General features: G+C 73.9%; 17 protein-coding genes, 1 tRNA gene and 1 other RNA gene. 4 read left to right on the top strand and 15 right to left on the bottom strand.

Translation table 11 applies throughout. The annotated features are described in order from the left end of the window. Positions 1-186: 186 nt before the first annotated feature. The 4 genes from OG338_RS15405 to ffs all read right to left on the bottom strand — a co-directional run bounded on the left by OG338_RS15405 (position 187) and on the right by ffs (position 5,821). Positions 187-1,884 carry a hypothetical protein gene (locus OG338_RS15405; protein WP_405937875.1) on the bottom strand — a complete coding sequence of 566 codons (1,698 nt, stop codon included), beginning with the start codon at positions 1,882-1,884 and terminating at the stop codon, positions 187-189. A gap of 241 nt (positions 1,885-2,125) precedes the next feature. After that, a complete protein-coding gene (purD, locus tag OG338_RS15400) occupies positions 2,126-3,406 on the bottom strand; it encodes a phosphoribosylamine--glycine ligase (RefSeq protein ID WP_405937874.1) in 1,281 nt (426 codons plus the stop codon). 71 nt (positions 3,407-3,477) lie between these two features. Then, positions 3,478-5,661, bottom strand: a complete 2,184-nt coding sequence (locus OG338_RS15395; protein WP_405937873.1) for a DNA polymerase III subunit gamma and tau — start codon at positions 5,659-5,661, stop codon at positions 3,478-3,480. A gap of 63 nt (positions 5,662-5,724) precedes the next feature. Beyond that, positions 5,725-5,821: signal recognition particle sRNA small type (ffs, locus tag OG338_RS15390), an RNA gene on the bottom strand. A 110-nt stretch (positions 5,822-5,931) separates the two neighbouring features. Here ffs and OG338_RS15385 point away from each other — a divergent pair. Then, positions 5,932-6,019, top strand: a tRNA-Ser gene (locus OG338_RS15385). 69 nt (positions 6,020-6,088) lie between these two features. Here OG338_RS15385 and OG338_RS15380 read toward each other — a convergent pair. Then, positions 6,089-7,825, bottom strand: a complete 1,737-nt coding sequence (locus OG338_RS15380; protein WP_405937872.1) for a BTAD domain-containing putative transcriptional regulator — start codon at positions 7,823-7,825, stop codon at positions 6,089-6,091. A gap of 227 nt (positions 7,826-8,052) precedes the next feature. On the opposite strand from OG338_RS15380, the gene OG338_RS15375 reads away from it, so the two are divergent. The 3 genes from OG338_RS15375 to OG338_RS15365 all read left to right on the top strand — a co-directional run bounded on the left by OG338_RS15375 (position 8,053) and on the right by OG338_RS15365 (position 10,866). Then, entirely contained in the window at positions 8,053-9,012 is a 960-nt protein-coding gene (locus OG338_RS15375) for a UbiA prenyltransferase family protein (RefSeq protein ID WP_405937871.1), read from the top strand. 127 nt (positions 9,013-9,139) lie between these two features. Then, entirely contained in the window at positions 9,140-10,219 is a 1,080-nt protein-coding gene (locus OG338_RS15370; RefSeq protein ID WP_405937870.1) for a sensor histidine kinase, read from the top strand. Further along, positions 10,216-10,866 (top strand): response regulator, encoded by a 651-nt coding sequence (locus OG338_RS15365; RefSeq protein ID WP_405937869.1) that lies wholly within the window; start codon positions 10,216-10,218, stop codon positions 10,864-10,866. The genes OG338_RS15370 and OG338_RS15365 overlap by 4 nt, the downstream gene beginning before the upstream one ends. Here the strand turns inward: OG338_RS15365 and OG338_RS15360 are convergent. The 10 genes from OG338_RS15360 to sbnB all read right to left on the bottom strand — a co-directional run bounded on the left by OG338_RS15360 (position 10,860) and on the right by sbnB (position 22,456). Beyond that, positions 10,860-12,491 (bottom strand): DHA2 family efflux MFS transporter permease subunit, encoded by a 1,632-nt coding sequence (locus OG338_RS15360; protein ID WP_405937868.1) that lies wholly within the window; start codon positions 12,489-12,491, stop codon positions 10,860-10,862. The genes OG338_RS15365 and OG338_RS15360 overlap by 7 nt on opposite strands. A gap of 104 nt (positions 12,492-12,595) precedes the next feature. After that, positions 12,596-13,756, bottom strand: coding sequence for a hypothetical protein (locus tag OG338_RS15355; protein WP_405937867.1), 1,161 nt, complete (start codon positions 13,754-13,756; stop codon positions 12,596-12,598). Beyond that, positions 13,753-14,400 (bottom strand): hypothetical protein, encoded by a 648-nt coding sequence (locus tag OG338_RS15350; RefSeq protein ID WP_405937866.1) that lies wholly within the window; start codon positions 14,398-14,400, stop codon positions 13,753-13,755. Before OG338_RS15350 ends, OG338_RS15355 begins: the two co-directional genes overlap by 4 nt. Next, positions 14,400-16,715, bottom strand: a complete 2,316-nt coding sequence (locus tag OG338_RS15345; RefSeq protein WP_405937865.1) for a beta-ketoacyl synthase N-terminal-like domain-containing protein — start codon at positions 16,713-16,715, stop codon at positions 14,400-14,402. Before OG338_RS15345 ends, OG338_RS15350 begins: the two co-directional genes overlap by 1 nt. Before the next feature lie 11 nt (positions 16,716-16,726). Further along, complete coding sequence (locus OG338_RS15340) at positions 16,727-17,770, bottom strand: aminomethyl transferase family protein (RefSeq protein WP_405937864.1); 1,044 nt, start codon at positions 17,768-17,770, stop codon at positions 16,727-16,729. 29 nt (positions 17,771-17,799) lie between these two features. After that, on the bottom strand, positions 17,800-19,767 hold the full coding sequence (locus OG338_RS15335) for a GNAT family N-acetyltransferase (protein ID WP_405937863.1): 1,968 nt from the start codon (positions 19,765-19,767) through the stop codon (positions 17,800-17,802). Between the two features lie 58 nt (positions 19,768-19,825). Then, positions 19,826-20,350, bottom strand: a complete 525-nt coding sequence (fabZ, locus tag OG338_RS15330; protein ID WP_405937862.1) for a 3-hydroxyacyl-ACP dehydratase FabZ — start codon at positions 20,348-20,350, stop codon at positions 19,826-19,828. After that, positions 20,347-20,643, bottom strand: coding sequence for an acyl carrier protein (locus tag OG338_RS15325; protein ID WP_405937861.1), 297 nt, complete (start codon positions 20,641-20,643; stop codon positions 20,347-20,349). Before OG338_RS15325 ends, fabZ begins: the two co-directional genes overlap by 4 nt. Before the next feature lie 35 nt (positions 20,644-20,678). After that, a complete protein-coding gene (gene fabG / locus OG338_RS15320; protein WP_405937860.1) occupies positions 20,679-21,431 on the bottom strand; it encodes a 3-oxoacyl-ACP reductase FabG in 753 nt (250 codons plus the stop codon). Beyond that, entirely contained in the window at positions 21,428-22,456 is a 1,029-nt protein-coding gene (gene sbnB, locus OG338_RS15315) for a 2,3-diaminopropionate biosynthesis protein SbnB (protein ID WP_405937859.1), read from the bottom strand. Before sbnB ends, fabG begins: the two co-directional genes overlap by 4 nt. Positions 22,457-22,481 lie beyond the last annotated feature (25 nt).

Raw genomic sequence — 22,481 nt, 5'->3', positions numbered from 1 at the left:
CCCTCCCTCAGGCCCCCGGATCAACAGTGGTGCGCCGTCAGTCAGCGCCGTTCCCCAGCACATCACATAACGCACGCACTCCGTCACCGTTCGTCGTGAATTGACGTTAACGGAAGCTATCGCTCCGGTTATGCGGTGGTTCTCGGCCATCCCGTCCGTCGGGTTCCATGCCGGCGGGGGTCCGTTTCAGACGAGACGGACGGGCTTGTCGGTGCGTACGCCGACCGAGGCCAGCCAGGACCGCAGCGGTCCGGCGTCCCCGTCCTCGATCAGGCTGAGCACGGGGCTGCCGAGGTCCGCGCGGCGCTCGCCGTCGACCAGCAGCGCGGGCCCGTCGAGCCAGTCGAGTCCGGGCGCCGCACCCGCCGTGTCCACCGCGGCGCAGCAGACCATGGCCGCGACGTGATCGGCGAGCAGTTCGGTGCCGGTACGGGGCGGCTGGAGCGGGAGCAGCGGGAGCGGGTCGGGGCCCCAGAGGGCGAGCAGGTCGTCACCGGCGGCGGGGCCGGGGCTGGTGCCGGGGGCGGACAGGGCCCCCGGGGCTGTGGCCTTCGCCCGTCTCCGCGCCTCGTCCTCCGCCTCCGCCTCCTCGCGGGCCACGGCAGCGCTGATCCCGGCCGCCAGCTCCTCGCCACCGGACTCGCCCGCCGCCAGGTGCTCGACCACACGGTCCAGCGTGGGCACCCCGCCGACGGCGGCGGCGGGCGGAACACCCATGGCGTCCAGGACCCGGTGCAGCCGGGCCGCCTCCGAGCGCCACTTCCGGTCGACCACCTCGTCCGGATACTGCTGCCAGTCCACCGGGGACCAGTCGGGGCCGGTCTCGGCGGGCCCGCCGTGGAACAGCCGGGCCGCCAGCAGGGACGCCGCCTCGTCGGCCGCTCCCGGCGCCTCCAGGAGGTCGCAGGCGGGCCGCTCGCCGAGCCGGGAGGCGTACCCCTCGGCCAGCCGGTCGCGGCGGGACAGCTCGGTGAGCGCGGCGACGACGCCCGCGTCCAGCCGCGCGGGCCAGCGGCCCATCCGCCAGGCGGGCAGCGCGACCCGGGTCAGCAGCCGGTCCCAGCCGGCGTAGGCGAGGCCCACCTGCTCCTGGGCGGCGATCCGCAGCCCGTAGTCCACCTCCCGGGCGCGCGAGGACGCGGCGGCGGCGACCCCCCGCTCCATCTCCGCGGCATGACCGCGACAGCTGCGCAGCAGCAGCCGGGCGATCCGCCCGACGAAGCGGCGCGGCAGCCGCAGGGCCCGGCGCACCGGCCCCCGGGCGGGCGCCGCGGCATCGGCGACCGCTCCGTCCAGGCCCCGGACGAAGCGCCGGGCGGCGGCTATGTCGGGCTGGGCGGACGCGCTGGTGCCCGCCACGACCGGGGCGAGCAGGGCGCGCAGCTCGGCGACCCGCATCCACCACAGGAACGGTGAGCCGATGACCAGCACGGGGGCCGCCCCGGCCCGCCGGGCGGAGCCGCCGGCCGCCGGATGCGCACGGTCCTCCAGCCAGCTGTCGCAGTCGGGAGTGAGCGCTATGGCCGAGGGCACGGGCACGTCGAGCCGGTCCGCGAGCTCGCGGACCAGGCGGTAGAGATCGGGCGCCGCCGCCTCGCTGAGCGGGACGGTCGGACTGACCGCCGGCTTCGCCCGTACGACCGCGAGCGCGACGGCGCCCGCGATCAGCAGGACCACGAACGCGCAGACGGCCACGGCCCAGCGCGCCGCGTCCCAGCCGCCGCCGTCCGCGAATCCCCGCGCGCCCGCGGCGAACAGCACCACGGCCAGTGCGGCGGGCAGCAGCGCGACCGCGGTCGCCCTGCCGCGGATGCGCAGCAGGACGAGCGCCCGGGCCCGCGCTGCCCGCGCACCCGGCTCCTCACCCGTACCGGTACCGGACACGGCTGGACCTCACCCCCTCTGCCCCCACGGCGGTGTTGCTCACTCCCCCACTGTGGCACCCGCCACTGACATCGCAATGCCGGTGGGCCAAGTGCCGGAACGCTTGCGCCGCACCCTAGTTGGGGGTGCGGCGGGCGTCATCCGGATGGCTTAGCCGTCACTCGATGGAATGGCTTTGGTCAAAGGTGTTGAGGTGTGAGGGGTCAGCGGGGTACGGGCCGGGGCCCGTCGCGCGTCCGGTTCAGGCTCCGGCGGCCGCCGCGTCCTCCGCCGCGTCCTCCGCAGCCTTCTTCGCGATGTCCGTACGCAGCTGGGAACCATCGAGCCGGATCCGCGCCGCCGCCGCGTAGGCGCGCTCGCGGGCGCCCGCGAGGTCGTCGGCCGTCGCCGTCACGGACAGCACGCGGCCGCCCGCGCTGACGACCGTGTCGCCGTCGCGCCTGGTGCCGGCGTGCAGCACGTACGCGTGCGGGGCGTCCTGCGCCGCGACCTCGTCCAGGCCCTCGATCGGGTCACCCGTGCGGGGGGTGCCCGGGTAGTTGTGCGAGGCGATGACCACGGTGACGGCCGCCTCGTCGCGCCACGCCAGGGGCGGCAGCTGGTCCAGGGTGCCGTTGGCGGAGCCGAGCAGCACACCGGCCAGCGGCGTCCGCAGGCGCGCCAGGACGACCTGGGTCTCCGGGTCGCCGAACCGGGCGTTGAACTCGATGACCCGCACACCGCGCGAGGTGATCGCGAGGCCCGCGTACAGCAGCCCCGAGAAGGGCGTACCGCGCCTGCGCAGCTCGTCCACGGTCGGCTGGAGCACCGATTCCATGACCTCGTCGACCAGCTTGGGGTCGGCCCACGGCAGCGGGGAGTACGCGCCCATGCCGCCGGTGTTCGGGCCCTCGTCGCCGTCGAGCGCGCGCTTGAAGTCCTGGGCGGGCTGGAGCGGCAGCACGGTGGTGCCGTCGGTGATCGCGAAGAGGCTCACCTCGGGGCCGTCGAGGAACTCCTCGATGACCACCCGGTCGCAGGCCAGCGCGTGGGCGCGGGCCACCGCGACGTCCTCGGTCACGACGACGCCCTTGCCCGCGGCGAGACCGTCGTCCTTGACCACGTACGGGGCGCCGAACGCGTCGAGGGCGCTGTCGATCTCGGCGGGCGTGGTGCACACATAGCTGCGGGCGGTGGGCACGCCGGCCCCGGCCATGACGTCCTTGGCGAACGCCTTCGAGCCCTCCAGCCGCGCGGCGGCACCGGACGGGCCGAAGCACGGGATGCCGGCGGCGCGCACCGCGTCGGCGACCCCGGCGACGAGCGGCGCCTCCGGGCCGACGACCACCAGCCCGGCGCCCAGCTCGGCGGCGAGGCGCGCGACGGCGGCGCCGTCGAGGGCGTCGACCGGGTGCAGTTCGGCCACCTCTGCGATGCCGGCGTTGCCGGGGGCGCAGTACAGATCGGTGACGTCGGGGTCGAGGGACAGAGAGCGGCACAGGGCGTGTTCGCGGGCGCCGCCGCCGATGACGAGGACCTTCACGGGGTGCAGCCTAGCCGCCGGGGCGCCACGCCCTCGACGGCCGCCGGTCCGTGGACAGGGGCGGCCCGTCCTCACTCGTTGTTGAACTCCTCGACCACCGTGGCGCCCAGCTCGCGGACGATCAGCTCGTGGCCGGAGAGGGCGGAGTCGACCAGGTCGGGGTCGTCGGCCTCCGGGATGTCGTCCTCGGGGGCGACCGGCTTCGGCGCCTCGGGGGGCGCGTAGGCGGCGGGCGGCGGGCCGGACGGGGAGCCGGAGCCCGGCTGCTGCGGCGCGGGGGCCTGGGCCGGGGCGGGCGCGGGGGCGGCGGGTCGCTCGTACGGCTGCGGGGCCGGCGCGGCGGCGGGGCGCGGCGCCGCGGGTGGCGGGCTGTACGGGCGCTGGGCGCCGCCTGGCGGGGGCTGCTGGGGCTGTCCGGCGCCGCCCGACGGGTCGACGATCGCCTCGATCTTCCACTGGGCGTTGAACTGCTCCGCCAGCGCCTGCCGCAGCACGTCCTCGCTGCCGCTGCTCGTGAAGTTGTCCCGCGCACCCGCGTTGAGGAAGCCGATTTGCAGCGTGCTGCCGTCGAATCCGGTCACCTGGGCGTTCTGGCTGAGAAGGATCCACGTGAAACGTCGGCGGTTCTTCACCGCCTCCAGGATGTCGGGCCACATGTTGCGCACCTGGCCCGCGCCCTGCGCCATGCCCGGAGCGGTCTGGGGCGCGGCGGGGGCGCTCTGCGGAGCCGGGGCCGGGGCGGGGGCCTGTGCCGGGGCCGGGGTCCGGCCGGGTGCGGCGGCGGTGGGCCAGCCGCCGGGCCGGCGCCCCTGGTCCGGGGCGGGCGCGGCGGACGCGGCGGGAGCGGCGGCGGGCCAGGCGCCGGGCCGCTGCCCGGTGGCGGGCGCCTCTGCGGGCGGCGGGGTCTGTACGGGGGCGGGGGGCGGCGGGGTCTGGGGGGCGACCGGGGCCGGGGGCTGCGCGTCCCCCCGGGCGGCGGCGCGGGCGGCTGCGGGACCGGCGTCCGGCTGGGAGGCGGGCGGGACCGGTGCGTGGGCGAGGGCCTCGGGGCCGGGCACGTACCCCATGGCGGGGCCGGGGCCGGTGGTGGCGAAGGAGGCGCCCCGCTCCAGCCGGTCCAGCCGGGCCTGCATGGAGCGCTCGTCGTCAAAGGCGGCGGGCAGCAGGACCCGGGCGCAGATGAGCTCGACCTGGAGGCGTGGCGAGGTGGCGCCGCGCATCTCCGTAAGCCCTTCGTTGACCAGGTCGGCGGCGCGGCTCAGCTCGGCGGCCCCGAACACGGATGCCTGGGCCTGCATGCGCTCCACGACGTCGGCGGGGGCGTCGATCAGGCCCTTCTCCCCGGCGTCCGGCACGGCGGCCAGGATCACCAGGTCACGCAGCCGCTCCAGCAGGTCGGCGACGAACCTGCGCGGGTCGTTGCCGCCCTCGATGACCCGGTCCACGACCTCGAAGGCCGCGGCCCCGTCGCCCGCCGCGAAGGCGTCCACGATCGAGTCGAGCAGCGAGCCGTCCGTATAACCGAGCAGTGCCGTCGCCATGGCGTACGTCACACCCTCGTCGCCCGCGCCGGCGAGCAGCTGGTCCATGACGGACATCGAGTCACGCACGGACCCGGCCCCGGCGCGCACCACGAGCGGCAGGACGCCGTCGTCCACGTGGCTGTTCTCCCGGCCGCAGACCTCGGCGAGGTAGTCGCGCAGGGTCCCGGGGGGCACGAGGCGGAACGGGTAGTGATGCGTACGCGACCGGATCGTCCCGATGACCTTCTCGGGCTCCGTGGTCGCGAAGATGAACTTCAGGTGCTCCGGCGGCTCCTCCACCACCTTCAGCAGGGCGTTGAACCCCGCCGACGTCACCATGTGCGCCTCGTCGATGATGTAGATCTTGTAACGACTGGACGCCGGCCCGAAGAACGCCTTCTCGCGCAGATCACGGGCGTCGTCCACACCACCGTGGGAAGCGGCGTCGATCTCGATCACATCGATGGACCCCGGCCCGTTGCGCGCCAGGTCCTGGCAGGACTGGCACTCCCCGCAGGGCGTGGGCGTGGGCCCCTGCTCGCAGTTCAGACAGCGGGCCAGGATGCGCGCACTCGTCGTCTTGCCGCAGCCCCGCGGGCCGCTGAACAGGTACGCGTGATTGACCCGGTTGTTCCGCAGGGCCTGCTGGAGCGGGTCAGTGACATGCTCCTGACCGATGACCTCGGCGAACGACTCGGGGCGGTAGCGGCGGTACAGCGCAAGGGACGACACACCTACGAGGTTATCGGGGCGCGCTGACAACCGGTCCCGACCGTGACCCGCACCACCCGGAAACGCAAGGGCCCCCCACGCACCCGCCAGAGCCGACCTACCCTTGCTGCCTTCCGGCCCTGGGGGAGTTCAGTCAGATAGCGCCACGTGAGGGGCTGACGCCCACCTTAGCCGATCCCCACCCCCACAAGTCCACCTCGGCCACCTCCCCGACCCCTCCCCGGGGAACGCGTTCGCGAGCACTCCTCAACGTCTTGTATTGTTTGCGGCGGAGGATTCGCCTAGTGGCCTAGGGCGCACGCTTGGAAAGCGTGTTGGGGGCAACCCCTCACGAGTTCGAATCTCGTATCCTCCGCCATTGCTCTCACCGGGCAATACGTTGAAGGGCCCCACCGTTCGCGGTGGGGCCCTTCTCCGTTGTGGGCGGTCAGGCCACCGCCGTCAGGTGGGGGGTGGTGTCGCGGGCCGGGGGTGCGGTGGTGTGGGCGCAGTCCTGGAGGAGCAGGGGGATCGCCAGGTGGGACGGGGTCGGTTCGTCGGCCAGGTTGTGGTCGAGGAGGGTGTCGAAGAGGTACTCCACGGCCGCGGGGGCGAGGCCGGTGGTGGTGCAGGTGCGGGCGATGTCGTGGACAGCGGCCGGATGGTGCGCGAGGGTCCGGATGAACTCCAGGGCCTCGTGGGGCAGGTGGGCGTAGGAGAGGGCCAGGACGGACATCAGGTCGCGGTCCGCGGTGCGCAGGAACGCGGTGCGGCCGGCGCTCGTGGACAGGCGGGCCGTCACGTCCGGCACGGTCCACGACGGGCGGTCGCGCAGCCGGGTCGCCGCGATGCGCAGGGCCAGCGGGTGGTGGCCGCACAGGGCGACCGTCCCGGTCAGGGGCGAGCCCGCGCAGGCGTCCCCCGCGATCCGGCGGAACAGGGTCTCCGCCTCCGCCGGGGCCAGCGCGCCCAGGGGCAGTGAGAGGGCGCCGTCCGTCGCGGTCAGCTTGCGCCGGGTGGTGATCAGGGCGAGGGAGTCGCCCGCGCCGGGCAGGAGCGGGGCCACCTGGGCCGCGTCCGCCACGTTGTCGAGGACGAGCAGGGCGCTGCGGCCCGCGAGGCGGGAGCGCCAGATCGCGCTGCGCTCCGCCAGCCCCGCCGGGAGGGTGTCGGGCACGACGCCGTCGGAACGCAGCAGCACGCCCAGCGCCTGCTCGGGGGTGAGGGGCGCGCGCACCGGGCTGAAGCCGTGCAGATCCACGTAGAACTGGCCGTCGGGGTGGTCCGCGGTGCGCCGGTGCGCGAAGTGGACGGCGAGCGCCGTCTTGCCGATGCCGCCCATGCCGTCGATCACGACCGTACGGGGGGAGCCGCCGCCCGGTCCGTCGACGGCCCGGTCGAGCCAGGCCAGCTCGTCGGCGCGGCCGGTGAAGTCGGGCAGGTCGCGGGGCAGGTAGTTGTCCCGGCCCGGGCGGACGGGGACGGGCCGGACGGGCGCGGGCGTACGGCGCTGCACCTGGGGGGCGTCCGCGAGGATCTCGGTCTGGAGGCGGCGCAGCCGCGGACCGGGTTCCAGGCCCAGTTCGTCCGCGAGCAGCCGGCGGCCCTCGTCGTAGACGGCGAGCGCGTCGGCCTGCCGGCCGCTCCGGTACAGCGCGAGCATCAGGCTGCCGCGCAGGGCGTCACGCAAGGGGTGCCCGCTGGTGAGCGCGGACAGTTCGGCGACCAGGGAGCCGGTCTCGCCGGCCGCGAGCCGAAGCTCCATCAGCTCCTCGACCGCGGTGAGCCGTTGCTCGTCCAGGCCGGCCGCGGCCGCGGTCACCGCCGGGCAGTCGATGTCGGCGAACGCGTCCCCCCGCCACAGGTCGACCGCCGCCTGGAGCAGCCGGATCGCCTCGGTCTCCCGGCCCTCCCGGCGGGCGGCGCGGGCGGCGCGTACCCCTTCGGTGAAGCGGTGCGCGTCCACCGCCTCGGCGGGCACGTCCAGGCGGTAGCCGACATCCACCGTGATGAGCCCGGCGCCCTGGGAGCCGGTCAGGGCGGCGCGCAGATCACGTATCGCGTTGTGCACCTGATGGCGGGCGGAGGCGGGCGGATCCTGCCACAGCTCGTCCACCAGGGCGTCCATGGACACCGCGTGCCCGGCGTGCAGCAGCAGAAGGGCCAGAAGTCGGCGGCGGCGCATTCCGCGGAGCCGTACCGGCACCCCCGACTCACGCACTTCCACCGGTCCCAGAACCAGGAAATCCATTTCCCGTCCCCCCTGACATTCCCCATCGTGCAGCGTGATTACGACTCCGATGACGCTAGGCGCGGGGGTCCGCCGCATTCAACGTGAGTACTCCCCAAGGCACACGGCGTACCTCGTAAGACACACGCCGGAACAGCGAATTCCCGCCTTAGGTTCCCCACATGACACAGGCCCTTACGCCTCACCTCGCCCCCTCGTCCGCCTACGGTTCCGGCGTCTTCGACGTCTCGTGGTCCTCCCTCCGGTCGACGGCCCGCACCCTGCGGCTGTGCCTGCGGGAGGCCCGCCCGCTGGTGCAGGTGATGTTCGTGCTGCGGTTCGTCACGGGCGCGCTGCTGACGGCGTCCGCCGCGCACCAGCGCCCCGACGCGCGCCACCTGTTGATCGGCGCCGCCGCCTGGTGGGCGGCGACGGTGAGCGTCTACGTCTTCAACGGGGTGAGCGACCTGTGCGAGGACCGGGCCAACGGGTCCCGGAGACCACTGGCGAGCGGCATGCTGAGCGAGGCGGCGGCCCGGCGGACCGTGGTGGTGACCGCGCTGGCCGGACTGCTTCTCGGCTGCGCGGCGGGGTGGCGGGTGGCCGAGGCCGCGGCCGTCTTCCTCGTCCTGGGTTACGCGTACTCCGCGCCGTGGATCGCCGCCAAGTGCCGTTCCTGGTCGGCCTCCGCGGTCACCTGCGCCGCCGCCGGGACCACCTATCTCGCCGGCGTCGCGTCCTCCGGCAGCGCGCTCAGCGCCGAGGCCGTCGTCTTCGCCCTGGTGCTCTCGCTCGGCGTGGGGCTGATCGCGGCCGTCGCCAAGGACCTGGGCAGCACCCGGGGGGACGCGCTCGCCGGCCGGCGCACCCTCGCCGTCGTCCGCGGCGAGCGCAGCGCCCGGCGCTTCTGCGCCGTCTCCGGTGTGGCGTTGACCCTGGTCCTCACGGCCGGCGCGCTGTGGGTGCACGAACTGCCGCTCGACGTGGCCGCCGGTGCCTTCGCCGTGGGCGCCCTGTGCGTGGCGGGCCGCTGTCTGTCGCCCCGGATCACGGACGGCGGAATGCGTGCCCCGTACCGGAGTTGGATGGCCACCCAGTACGTCGTCCATCTGTCCGCGCTGGGTGCCGTCGTGCTCACCTGATCCGCTCGGCACCTCTTCGGACTCGCCTTCCGGTAAGCGGCTCATTAGTATGATCTCGCCGGACGGGTGAATCGGGGGAGTCGGGCCGTCCTGGCCCTGCTGACTCCCCATATCGAGGGGGCGCACCGTGGAACTCTCCGCCGACCCGGCAACCGAGCGGTCCCGTCTGATCGACGCCTCCGTCGTCCGTTACGCCGAGGGGCTGCGGAAAGCCACCAATCCCCTGGTCCTGCGTCCGGAGCTGTGGGTCTCCTGCGAGAAACAGGCCCGCCAGATCCTCGGCGAGTGCATCGCCACCCTGCACGGCACCCCCGTACAGGTCGCCGCGGAGGCCGAGCTCACCTCGATGGCCCTCGGTGTGCAGCGTTCCTCCGAGAAGGTCTCGCCGATCGACTCGGTGCACGCGGCCCGTGTGCTGTTCGACGTGGCGGTCGAGACGATGACCGAGGCCGCCGCCCAACTGCCCCCCGAAATCGCGCTCTCCCGGTTCCTGACCGCCGTACGGATGCTGCACAAGGGCATCTTCGCGCGGGTCAGCGCCGCCGCCATCGGCTACGAGTCGGTGACCCTGCGGGACGTCGGCCAGGCCAGCACCGCCCGCCGCCACCAGCTCGCCCGCGATCTGCACGACCACATCGGCAGCAGCATCGGCCTGGCCCTGCGCTGCCTCGACCTGTACATCATGGAACAGGCGAAGGGGGTCACCTCCACCCGCGACCGGCTCCAGGACGCCCGGCAGGCACTGCGTGACGTGTTCAGCTTCACCCGCACGATGGTCAGCGGACTGCGCGTCAACGAGCTGCACGACGGGCTGAAGGAGGAGATCGACGCCTACAGCGCCGCCGCCTCCGACCGGCCGGCCGAAGTCGTCTCCCGGATCGACGGCGACGAGTCCTGGCTGCCCGAGCAGACCCGCCAGGAACTCTTCCTCGTGGTGCGCGAAGCCCTGCGCAACGCCTTCGCGCACGCCAAGGCCGACCGCATCGACATCCTCGTCAGCCTCTTCCCCGACGCCGCGCACGCCACCGTCACCGACGACGGGGTCGGGCTGCCGTACCCGCGCGACGGTGACGGCACCGGCCTGACCGCCATGCGGCAGCGGGTGACGGCCCTCGGCGGGACGCTGGACCTGATCAGCGAGCCCGGCCAGGGGACGCGCGTCCAGCTGCGCATCCCGCTGGACGGCGTCGGGGCGGCCTCCCGATGAACACGGGAGCGGACGCCGCCGCCGGGGACATCCGGGTGCTGGCCGTGGACGACCACCGGCTGCTGCGCGAGGCACTGTGCGAACTCCTGGAGATGTACGAGGGGCTGACGGTGGTCGCACAGGCCGACGACGGGCCCAGCGGTGTGCGGATGGCGGGCCTGCACCGGCCGGACCTGGTGCTGCTCGACGTGGAGATGCCGGGCCCCGGGCCGCTCGCCAATCTGCGGGGCATCCGCCAGGCGGCGCCCGACGCGCGGGTCATCATCCTGACGATGCACGACAACCGCCAGCTCATCGACTCGCTGCTGTCCGCCGGGGCCGTGGGCTACCTGCACAAGGAGGCCGACCGGGAGGTCCTGGTCTCCGCGATCCGCAGCGCCATGTCGGGCGGCACGACCATGTTCCTGCCGCGCAAGCAGAGCGCCGCGGGGCCCGAGCGGGGCCCGGCCCCCGCGGACACGCTCACCCTCCGCGAGCAGGAACTGATGGAGCTGGTCGCCCAGGGGCTGAGCAACCGGCAGATCGGCAGCCGGCTGGGCATCACCGAGGGCACGGTCAAGCGCCATCTGCGGAACATCTTCGACAAGCTCGGGGCCACCTCCCGGCTGGACGCGGTCAACCGGACGCTCCCGTCCCGCCGTTACTGAGCCTCGGCGGCCCGGGCGGCCTTCTCCCGGCGGTCGGCGATCAGCAGCGCCACGGCCGGGGCGAGGGTGAGCGCGTACACGGCGAGGAGCAGGCCGAAGGAGTCGGCGAACGCGGCCGGTACGAGCCCGTGGTGGGACTGCGCGGCCCGGTCCAGGACGACCGTGACCACCGCCAGGGCGAAGGTGCCGCCGATCCGCTGGACCAGGTTGAGCTGCGCGGAGGCGTCCGGGATGGAGCGCGGCTCGACCGACTCGAAGGCGCGGGTCATGGCCGGCACGATCGTCAGGCCCGTGCCCAGGCCCCGTACCGCGATGGCCGCGCACAGCAGCGCGTACGACGTACTGGACGACAGGGCGGTCAGCGGAACGGTGGCCAGCATGGTGAGGACGATCCCGATCACGACGGTGGTGCCGCCGCCGATCTTCTTCATGATCGGACGGCAGGCGAGGCCCGCGATGACGACGCCGGTGCCGCCCGCCGACATCAGCAGTCCGGTGGTGACGGCGCTCTCGCCGCGCGCCGACTCGAAGTACAGCGGGATCAGCATCATCGGGGAGAAGAGGACGAAGCCGAGGCAGAAGATGTTGATCGCGGCCGTGCGGTAGACGCGGTGCGTGAACAGCCGCAGATCCAGCAGCGGTGCTTCGGCGCGCAGCTGGTGGCGTACGAAGACGATGCCGCTGGCCACCGCGACCACCAGCGGGACGAGCGAGGCGGGGTGGACCGACAGGCCCGTCCGGGAGAAGGCGTGCACGGCGAGCACGACGCCGACCGTGCAGGCGGCGGCGGTCAGCAGGCCCAGTACGTCGAGCGGGCGGCGGGAGCCGGCCTCGGCTGCCGGGGCGTCCTTGCGGACGCGGCGCACCGCGACCACCAACAGCACCGCGCACAGCGGGATGTTGACGGCGTAGACCGCCCACCAGCCCCAGGCGTTGACCAGGAGGCCGCCGACGGTGGGGCCGAGCAGGGGGCTGATCAGCATGACGCTGCCGTTCAGCGCCTGCACCTGGCCGAGGCGTTCACGTGGCATGCCGCTGGTGAGCAGCATGGTGGCGACCGGGACGAGCACGCCGGCGGCGGCGCCGGACAGGGCGCGCGCGGCGATCAGTTCGGCGAGGGTCGTGCTGAGGGCGCAGGCCGCCGAGCCGATCCCGAACACGGCGACGGAGGCGATGAAGGTGCGGCGGGTGCCGAAGCGGGAGGCCAGCCAGCCGGCGGCCGGCATCAGGGCGACCAGGGCCAGCAGATAGGCGGTGACGACCCACTGCACCTGGGTGATGGCGCCGAAGCGGGCCGAGGTGTCGGCCAGCGACACGTTGACGATGGTGGTGTCGAGCTGGGCGATGAAGGCTCCGCCCACCGCCACGGCGATCGTGATGATCGCGGTGCGGGTGGCCGCCGCGGCCGCGGCGTCACGGCCGGCCTCCGGTCCCCGGTCCGCCGAGGAGTCCTCGGCGGAGTCCGTGCCGGCGGCGGGTGCCTCGGGTGCCGGCTCCTGCGGACGGGCGTCCGTCGCCTCGGAACGGTCTTCCGGGAGGGTCGGGCCCGCCGCGGACGCGGCCTCCGCCACGGGGGTCGGGTCCGCCGCCGGCGCCGGGGGCTCGGTTCTCTGGTCCAGGGACATACGGGGTCGTCCTTCGGGTGTGTGGTGGATCGGACTTGGGGTCGGGCGGGGGCGGTGCGACGGTGCCCGGGCGGGTCGCCCGCGGGTGCCGGGTTCAGCCGGAGCTAACGCCCGGGTGAGGGCGTAAGGGCCCCGGCGATGTCGTCCAGGAGCGTCCCGGCCTTCTCCCGGGCACCCGGACGCTCGCGGCAGGCCAGGGTCAGCTCCGTGCTGTCGCCCACGCGACAGGCGCTCAGGAACATCTCCGCGTACGGGACCAGCATCGGCAGCGTGGAGAAGGAGGTGGCGCGGAAGCCGGGTGCCGAGTACGCCAGGGGGTCGACCTCGCCGTGGTCGGAGATGATCGCCGTGCAGGGGAAGCTGTTGCCGTCGAAGGCGCGGGCCTCGCTCAGGTTGTTGGCGAACGGGTTGTCGCGCAGGAAGTCACTGTCGAGCACGGCGACCTCGGTCTTGGCGATCAGCGCACGGACCAGCGTGGAGTGGACGCGCTTCCAGCTGTCGTCGCGGCGCAGGTCGAGGACGAGCCGGGAGGTCAGATTGGCGGTGGAGCGCGTCGAGGTGTCGTGGCGGCGCAGGTCCACCGGGACGATCAGGCGGCCGGTGTCGGTGGTGAGGTGACGGGAGAGCGCGGCCGCGGCGCGTGCGGTGACCCCGGACGGGGCGGCGGGCACCCGGCGCCGCAGCCACAGGGGCCGCTCGCTCGCGGGCCCGTCCCCGATCATCGGGGGCAGTCCGGTGAGCCGGGTGGCCTCGGGGGCCGGGCGGACGTCGCCCGCCGCCTCGCGGAAGTACGCGTCGTCCATCGTGTCCGGGCAGCCCACCGGGTCCTCGGCGCGCAGGACCCGGAAGACATCCGCGATCCACTGCCGCAGACCGCGCCCGTCGGTGACGATGTGGCTGGCCCGGACGATCAGCCGGGTGGCCCCCGCGTCCCGGATCACGCCCAGTTCGCAGACGGGTCCGGTGACCACCGACAGGTCGCGGTGGAAGAACGCGTGGTCGAGGCCGGTGCCGGCGGGCAGCTCCACGACCTCGGGGACGGTGCCGTCGGCGCGCCACAGCGCGCCCCGGCGGCGTACCGCGAGCCCGGGACTCGCCTCGGTCGCCGCGCGCACGGCCCGCCGCAGCGCGGCCGTGTCGAGCGGGCCCTCGCCCTCGATCACCATCTGGATGAGCTGCGGGGTGCCGGTCGCGGCGGCGTTGAGGTAGCCGCGCTCGATCGGGGAGATGCGGCGGGCGTACGGCCGCGTGGCGGTGAGGGTCATTCCTCCTCCAAGTGGTGGAAGCGCACCGGGGCCGGTGCGTCGCAGACGAGGGCGAGGTGCAGGGGCGGTTCGCCCTCGGCACTCAGGACGACGGAACGCACCTCGTAGCCGTCGGTGCCGGTGGGCCGCCAGCCCGGCTGCCACGGCGGCAGCCGGGTGCCGGCGAAGGTCTCCTTCGTCAGGTGCGAGGCTTTGATCAGCGCCTCGCACTCGGCGAAGTCCCGGATGGTGGCCGGCTCCGCCAGCCCGAGCAGGTCACCGAGCCAGCGCAGGGCGTGCGGCCGGTCCCGCTCGTCCTGGAGGTCCACGCCGATCACCCGGCCGGCCGGCGCGAAGGCCACCGCGCTGTACGCGCCGACGTGCGCCACCGACGCGGACAGGCCCAGCTCCGGCACCGACCAGCGCTTGAGCCCGTCCCGGGCCAGCCCCTCGGCGGTGATCCGGACGCCGTACGTCGAGTGGAGCGCCCGGATGATCAGGGAGCGGCCCGAGGCGGACAGCCGCTGCCCCATCCGGTCGCGGGGCAGTCCGCGGTGCCGGGTGACCAGGACGTCCACCGCCTCCCCCGGCTCCGCCGGCGCGTCGGGCGCCAGCGTGTACCCGGTCAGTCCCGCGTCGATGAGCAGCCCCATCAGGGAGCCCATCACGCCTCCGGGTCGAGGACGGCCGCCGCGTAGCTGCCGCCGTACGCGAAGCTCGACAGCAGCACCGGGCCGGGGGTGCCGGCGCCGGTGAGGGCGGCGACCAGACCGAGGGCGCCGGCGCTGCCGTAGGTCTCGCCGAGCAGCGCCTTGGGAGCCAGGACCGGCCGGCCGTCGAGCCCGGTGTGGCGCAGGGCCGCCCGCTGGGCCAGGTCGACCAGGGGGTGGCCGGACGCGGCCGAGACGACCGTGCCGATCCCCTCCGGGCCGAGGTCCGCCTCGGCGAGCGCGGAGCGCAGCGAACGCCCCCAGGCCGCGCCGTCCCTGGCGATGCGGCCGATGCCGGCCGGTTCACCGCTGGCGCCGAAGCCGCGGACCCGCGCCAGGACGTCGGCGCCCCGGTCCCGGGCCGCCTCCCGGCTCTCCAGCAGGATCGCGGCGGCCCCCTCGCTGAGGACGGTGCCGGTGCGCCCGCCGGGCACGATGCGCGCGGTCCGGGCGTAGCCGGGCAGCGCCGCCTGGGTGGCGAGGGCCTGCTCGGGGAACTCGTCGGCGACCACGACCATGATCCGCTCGGCGGCGCCGCGGGCGATGACCCGGGCGGCGAGCTGGAGCGCGAGCACGGAGCTGGTGCCGCCGTTGGCGATCGTCGCGGTGTAGCCCCGGAAGCGGTGCAGCATCGCGACGTGGCCCGCGGCGGCGTTGACGACGGTGTTGGCGAACAGGGACGGGTTGGCACCGGTGATGCCCGAGCGCACCACGCCCTCGTGGAACCGCAGGACCGAGGTCACCGGCCCGTACCCGGTGGCGAAGACGACGCCGGTGGACTCCGCCACGGCCCGCGAGGGCTTCCCGTGGCGGGCGTACAGGTCGCCCACGGCCGACGCGGCGAGCAGGCTCAGCGGGTCCATGCGGCGGGCCCGGCTGGGGTTCGTACCGCGCGACGCGGCCTTGATGTCGGCCCGGCCGACCGGCACGGTGCCGATGCCCGGGACCTCCTCGAAGGTGTCGAAGCAGGGCCGCCCCTCGGCGAACGCCTCGGCGAGCGCCTCGGTGCCGCCCGCCGTGCCGGCGAGGCCCGCGACCCCGGTGACGACGACCTCGTGGACCGTCTCCCGGCGCGGCGGCCTGGAGCCGGTGCGGCCGGGCCGGTTGATGACGACGGAGGCGTTGTTGCCGCCGAACGCGAAGGAGTTCGACAGCACCACCTCCGGGCTCGCCTCGCGGCCGGTGTCCGGGATGACGTCCAGGCCGTACGGCGAGGCGACGCCCCGGGTGTTGATGGTCGGCGGCAGCGTGCCCCGGTCGATGGCCAGGGTGCTCACCACCGCCTCGACCGCGCCGGCCGCGCCGAGGGTGTGGCCGAGGATCGACTTGGTGGAGCTGGCCGCCGGGATCTCCAGGCCGAACAGGAGCTTCAGCGCCTTGGGTTCGGAGGCGTCGTTGGCCGGGGTGCCGGTGCCGTGCAGGTTGAGGTAGTCCACGTCGGCGGGGGTGAGGCCCGCCGTGTCGAGCGCCTGGGCCATGGCGGAGCAGGCGCCCTTGCCGCTGGGGTCGGGCGCGGTCTGGTGGTGGCCGTCGCAGGACAGTCCGTAGCCGCCCAGCTCCGCGAGGACCCGGGCGCCGCGGGTGCCGGCCCGCTCCACCGACTCCAGGACCATGAATCCGGCGCCCTCGCCGAGGGTGAGCCCGGTGGAGGCGGACAACGGCGAGCACGGCTCGGAGTCCAGCGCGCCGAGCGCGCTGAAGCCGTAGGCGGACAGCTCCGCCAGCGGGTCGACGCCACCGCACACGACGTAGTCGACGTCGCCCTTCCACAGCAGCTCGGCGGCGTAGCCGAGGGCGACGGCGCTGGCCGCGCAGGCGTTGGAAAGGACCACGCGGGGACCGCGCAGGTCGAACTCCGCCGCGATGTAGTCGCCCACGCAGGGCAGTTGTGAGGCGACCGCCTGCGCGGTGTCCAGCCGGCCCTCCAGCACGAGGGTGCGGTGGGTGGCCTCCAGCGTCGGCATGGCGCCGAGGCTGGAGCCGACCACGACGGCCACCCGGTCGCGGTCCACGGTGTCGAGGTCGAGGCCGCTGCCGTGCAGGGCCTCGCGGATCGCGGTGGCCGCGAGGGCGTAGCAGCGGTCCAGGTCGGCGGGCTGCTCGGCGGTGGCCATGCCCGCCCAGTCGGTCAGCAGTTCGGAGGTGTCGAAGAGGGTGTTGGTGCGGATGCCCGTGGTGCCGGCCGCGATCGACGACCAGCTCTTCTCCACGTCGTCACCGGCGCCGGTGATCAGTCCCAGGCCCGTGAGGGCGATGTTCGGAGGTGTCATGACCCGGCCCCTCAGGCGATCTTGACGGTGAGGGAGCGGGCGATGACCCGGGGCAGGGTCGCGGTGCGCACCGGGCGCTCGGCGCCGGTCCGGTCCGCGGCGGAGAGCTCCAGGCCCGGCACCCAGAAGGGGGTGTGCAGCAGGGCCAGGATCAGCTCCTCCTCGGGGTTGGCGGCCGCCGCCTGGTGCAGGACGGTGCCGACCTCCTGGCCGGCCGCGGTGATCGGCGTACCGGCTGCGAAGCGGCTGCCGACCGGGGCGACGAGCGCGGTGAGGCGGCTCTCGGAGCCGGTGGGCTCGGTCAGCGCGTCGGAGCCGTGGAACTCGCCTGTCCGGCTCCAGTCGATCATCCAGGCCAGGTCGGCCTCCTGGACGCCCAGCTCGCCGAACCCGGCGCCGTACACGCCCATTCCGGCCTCGGCCTGCACCCGGGAGAGCCCTTCCTCGCCCGTCTCGGCGCCGCCCTTGTCGGCGACGCCCGCGAGGACGGCCTGGTGGGCGGCCTGCGGGGCGTCGGAGAGCAGCAGGTAGCCGTACTCGCCGGTGGTGCCGACGCGGGCCAGGTGGGCGGTGGCGCCGGGGGCGTCGAGGGTGGCCTCGGTGACGGCGTGCAGGGTCAGGCCGGAGATGTCGAAGTCCACGAAGCCGGCCGCGACCGACCAGGCCACGGGGCCCTCGAAGGCGACGGCGCCCCAGCCCTCGGGGGCGATCTCGACGGTGACACCGCCGACCGCGTCGAACTGGCCGAGGTAGGCGGCGAGTTCGTCGGAGGTGACGGCGGTGCGCGGCAGCAGCCACGACTCCTCGCCGATCTCGAAGTGCAGCAGGATCGCGAACGGCTTGCCGTCGGCGTTCAGCGCCAGGACCTCGCGGACGGAGTCGGGCTCGACGTAGTCGGCGGACTTGGCGAGGAAGCCGTCCAGGAAGGTCAGCCGGTCGTCACCGGTCAGCCGGACCAGCGGGGCGGTGACGCGGTAGGCGCCGACGGCGGTGCGCAGGGTGGCGTAGTCCTCGGTGGCGGTGCGGACGGCCGGGGCGATGGTGGTGGCGGTCATGATCTGTCGTTGCCTTTCGGGTCGGTGGCTCAGAAGGAAAGGGGGGTGTCGTGTACGGAGAGCAGCCAGGCGCTCTCCCGGGCGGCGGAGACGCCGCCGACGAGCAGGCCGGACGGGGTGGCGCGCAGCACCAGTTCGTCGTGCGGACCGGCGGCCGGGGCGCAGTGCAGCCACCGCCCGTCGGAGAGCCGGACGGAGGCCCGGCGGGCCCATATCTGGCGGAAGTCGCCGGAGTTCAGCTCCCAGCGGGCGCCGTCCGATTCGAGGACGACGGGCGTCCTGAGCGGCGTCTGCGGGGTGAGCCACACCACGGTCTCGCGGTCGGCGCCGCTCGCCCGGGTGTCGACGCGGAGTCCGTCGCCGTCGGCGCCGATCTCCCAGTCGAGGCCGGATTCGGGGGCGTGGAGGCCGAGCGGGTGCTTCTCCTCCCAGCCGCCGGCGGCCGGCACCCCCCAGCCGAGCCCGGCGGCCCGGTCGTGACGGCTGTTCTCGTGGGTCACCCACAGGCCCGCGGACCAGTGGGGGTTGTAGCCGTGGGAGCGGGTACGGGGGTAGGGGCTGCGCAGCACCTTGGTGGCGCCCTCCCGCCAGACGGTGACACCACCGGCGGCGGCGTGCACCTCCAGGCGGCGGGCGGTGTCGGCGCCGCTCGGCCGGATGACGGTGCGCATCCGGGCCACGCCGTCCGCGCCGGGTTCGAGGCCGCGCTCCAGGAGCGTGCTGTGCACCAGGCGCAGGGGCCCGTCCACCGTCAGCGCGAGGCGTACGTCCCGCCCCCGCCAGGTCAGTTCCGCGCCCTGCCGGGCGGTCCGGGAGGCGGCGACGATCTCGGAGGCGTCGCGCACCCCCTGGCCCAGTCCGATCGGGTGGTCCCGGCCGTCGGTGCCGGTGAAGACGCCCTGGCGCAGTCCGACCGTCTGGAAGATCCTGCCGGTCGCGGTGCCGGTGCGGGTGAACTCCTGGAGCAGACCGGAGCCGTCCAGGGTGAAGGTGCCGGTGACGGTGGCGTCGCCGTCCCGCTCGATGACCCGTACCCCGCCCGCGACGGGCTCCAGGGTGAGGTCGCGGGGCTCGCCCTCGCGCCAGCCGGCCGGGCGGTCGGCCCGGCAGCTGGGCCAGGTCGAGACGAGTACCGGGCCACGGTGCCCGGCGACGTGGACGCTCAGCGTGCCGTCCTCGCCGTCCACCTCACAGGTGAGGGCGGACTCGGTGAAGCGGTACGGCACCGCCCCGCGCGGGGCCCGCACCTCGTACGGGGGCCGGGTGATGCGCAGTTCCCGTTCCGTGCCGTCGGGCTCGGTGAGACGGGCCTCGCGCACGGTGCCCCGGTCCACGTCCACGGACGCGTCGATCCGGAACTCGCCGAGCGCCAGGCCGTAGTCGACGGTGCGGGCCCCGGCCACCATCCGTACGTCCGAGCGCAGCTCGTCGTCGCGGGACTCCGTGACCGAGGCGAAGCTGGTGAGGCTGCCGAGGGCCGCCGTCGCCCGCTCGCCCAGGTCGGCGAAGACGCTGCGCACGACGAGCGGGATGTAGTTGTGCAGCTCCACGTTGCCGTCCTCGCCGGGGACGGCCCGGCCCACCGACACGCAGCCGACGCGCCGGTAGAGCCGGAAGGCCACGGTGTTGGCCGGGTTGACGGTGAGCCGCAGCACCAGGCAGCCGGTGCGCATCATCCACTCGACGGCCTCGGTGAACAGCTTCCCGGTGACCAGGCCGCCCCGGTGGGCGGGGTGGACGAAGAACATGTCCGCGATGAGTTCGCCCGCCCGGGCCGAGCGCCGGCCGGTGTTGTGGAAGAGGCCGAACGTGCCCACGAGCCGCTCGTCGTCCTCGGCCACCAGGAATGTCGCCGTCTCCCGCTCGGCCAGCTCATCGGCCAGCTCGGCACCGGTGACTCCCCCGGCGACCGGGTTGGGGTTGTCGCGGTGGCGGTTGTAGAGATCCGCGATGGCGTCCGCGTCGCCCTCCTGGTACGGGCGGATCGTGAGGGCCATGACCACACCTCCTTCTGTCGTCCTGTGGTTCTGGTTTCTTGTCTGGGGGGGCGGGAGTTCAGCCCTTGCGGCCGGTGGTGACGACGAGCGTCCCGGCGGCGGCGAGTTCGGATCCGACGCTCGCCCGCACCTTCACCTGGCGCAGGCCGCCGAGGCGCTGTCCCAGGCGGGCGTCCAGCGTGAGCTGGTCGCCCGGGACGACGAGCCGGGAGAACTTCATGTTGCTGATGGAGCCGAGGTAGCCGACGCTTCGCGAGGCGTCGTCCTCGCCGGTGCCCGCGGCGCCTTCGAGGATCTCCGCGACGTACACGACGGCGACCAGCTGGGCCATCGCCTCGACGATCATCACGCCCGGCATGATCGAGTGGTCCGGGTAATGCCCGGCGAAGAACGGCTCGTTGACGGAGACGCTCTTGACGCCGCGCCCCGAGACACCCGGGACGACGTCGTACGCGCGGTCGATCATCAGCATCGGCCAGCGGTGCGGCAGCATCCGCTTGATGTCGTCCGAGGAGTAGCTGAGCGCCTTGCGGACGGGCGCGGGGGCCGGCGCTTCGAGGAGCGCGGTGGTCGCGGTGCTCATGCGGCCGTCTCCCGGTCCTCGATGAAGTCGACCAGGGAGTTGATGGAGCCGAACGCCTCGAAGTCGTCGTCGCTGATCAGCACGTCGAACTCGTTGTTGACCATGACGACGATCTCCAGCGTGTCCAGCGAGTCCATCTCCAGGCCCCGGCCGAACAGCGGCTGGTTGTCGGAGACGACGGCCGGCTCGACTTCGAGCCCGAGCCGGTCGATGATCATCGACTTGACCTTCATGTTCTTGTCGAGACGGTTCTCGGCCTGGGTACGGATGTCCTCGAAGGTGGCGGTGGGCATAGTGGGTATCTCCTGTGAATCGATGGTTTTTACGGTTAGTTGGGGATCATTCCGCCGTCGACGGTCAGCACCTTTCCGGTGATGTACGAAGCGGCGGGCGAGGCCATGAAGACAGCGGCCTGAGCGACCTCGGCGGGGGTGCCGGTGCGGCCGAGCGGGATCACCTGGAGGGCTTCCTTCAGGTGGGCCGGGGGGACCTTCTTCACCATGTCGGTGTCGATGAACCCCGGGGCGACGACGTTGACGCGGATTCCGCGCGGCGCCACCTCGTACGAGAGGGTCTTGGCCAGGGAGATCACGCCGCCCTTGCTGGCCGCGTAGTTGGCCTGGCCGGCCCGGCCGGCGATGCCGCTGGTCGAGGCGATCAGGACGATGGAGCCGCCGCTCGCGTACATCTGCTTGGTGGCTTCGCGGGCGGTGAAGAAGGAGCCGGTGAGATTGGTGCCGATGACCTCCTGCCACTTGGCGCTGCTCATGGCGGCGAGATGGCCGTCCGCGGTCACACCGGAGTTGAGGACGGCGACCTGGACCGGGCCCCACTCGGTGCGTACCCGCTTGAACATCGCCATGACCTGGGCCTCGTCACCGACGTCGGCCTGGACGAGGAGGGCCTTGCGGCCCAGGGCGCGGATCTGCTCGGCGACCTCCTCCGCCTTCGCCGCGCTGGCGCGGTAGTTGAGGACGACGTCGCACCCGTGCTCGGCGAGCGCCAGCGCGGTCGCCGCGCCGATGCCGCGTGAGGCTCCGGTGACCAGGGCCCGGGTGCCCTCGGGGAACAGGAAGCTCATGCCACGCCTCCCACCATGGCCGCGGTGACCCGGTGCCGGCCGGGGTCGAAGCCCTCCGCCTCGCTGCCGATGCCGTCCCTGGTGGCCGCGGTGAGGACGGCCTGCGCGACGGCGAGGTCGAGGATGCCGAGGCCGAACGGGGAGAAGACGATGGTCCCCTCGGTGGCCGGCTCCTCGCTCTGGCCGAGCACGGCGGCGATCTCGGCGTCCACGAAGCGGCGGTGCCCCACCTCCTGCTCGGCACGGTGCAGCGAGGTCCGCTCACGCATCACGTGCTCGATGTCGTCGACCACGTTGTAGGCGTTCAGGACGGATTCCGTGCTCAGGTCGCGCAGCGACAGATGCAGGATCACCTGGTGCCCGGGCCGGTCGGGGTGGGCGGCGAGGTCGAGCCAGTAGCTGGAGTCGGTGGTGGCGACGGAGACCGTGGCGGCGCGCAGCGCGTCTGCGACGTCACCGGGCACGAAGCTGATCTCCGGGCGCTCGGCCGCCAGCTGGGCCGCGAAGGTGGCCGCGCGGCCGGGCACCGCGTCCTGCACGATGACCGTGCGCAGCTCCGGGTGGACCAGCACGAGGAAGTCCAGGACGCGCCGGTTGATGGTGCCGCAGCCGATCAGCCCGGCCGTGCGCACCCGGCGGTCGCCGTGCAGCGTACGGCTCGCGAGGGCGGCCGATGCCGCGGTGCGGGATGCCGAGATCTGGCTGGCCTCCAGGACGGCGGTCGGGTAGCCGGTGCGCAGGTCGTTGAGGATCTGCACCGACGAGGCCCGCTGGAGGCCCCGCTCGACGTTGGCCGGGAACGAGGAGATCCACTTCAGGCCCATGACGGGCTCCGGCCCGCCCAGGTAGGCGGGGAGCGAGATGATGCGGGAGCCGTCGTCGCCGGGCGGGCGCAGGAACCCGGAGAACGGCACCTCCGAGCGGCCCTGGCCGTGCAGCACGTACGCGGCACGTACCGCGTCGAGCACGACGGGGTCGAGGCCGTCGAGCGCGGCGGCGACGTCCTCGCGACCGAGGATTCTCATGTCTGGTCAATTCCTCTGCGTGGGA

This window comes from Streptomyces sp. NBC_00726, assembly GCF_045161735.1.
In the GTDB taxonomy this organism is placed as follows: Bacteria; Actinomycetota; Actinomycetes; order Streptomycetales; family Streptomycetaceae; genus Streptomyces.
The sequence above is the reverse complement of the archived record's forward strand: the minus strand, read 5'-3'. Positions and strand labels throughout refer to the sequence as shown.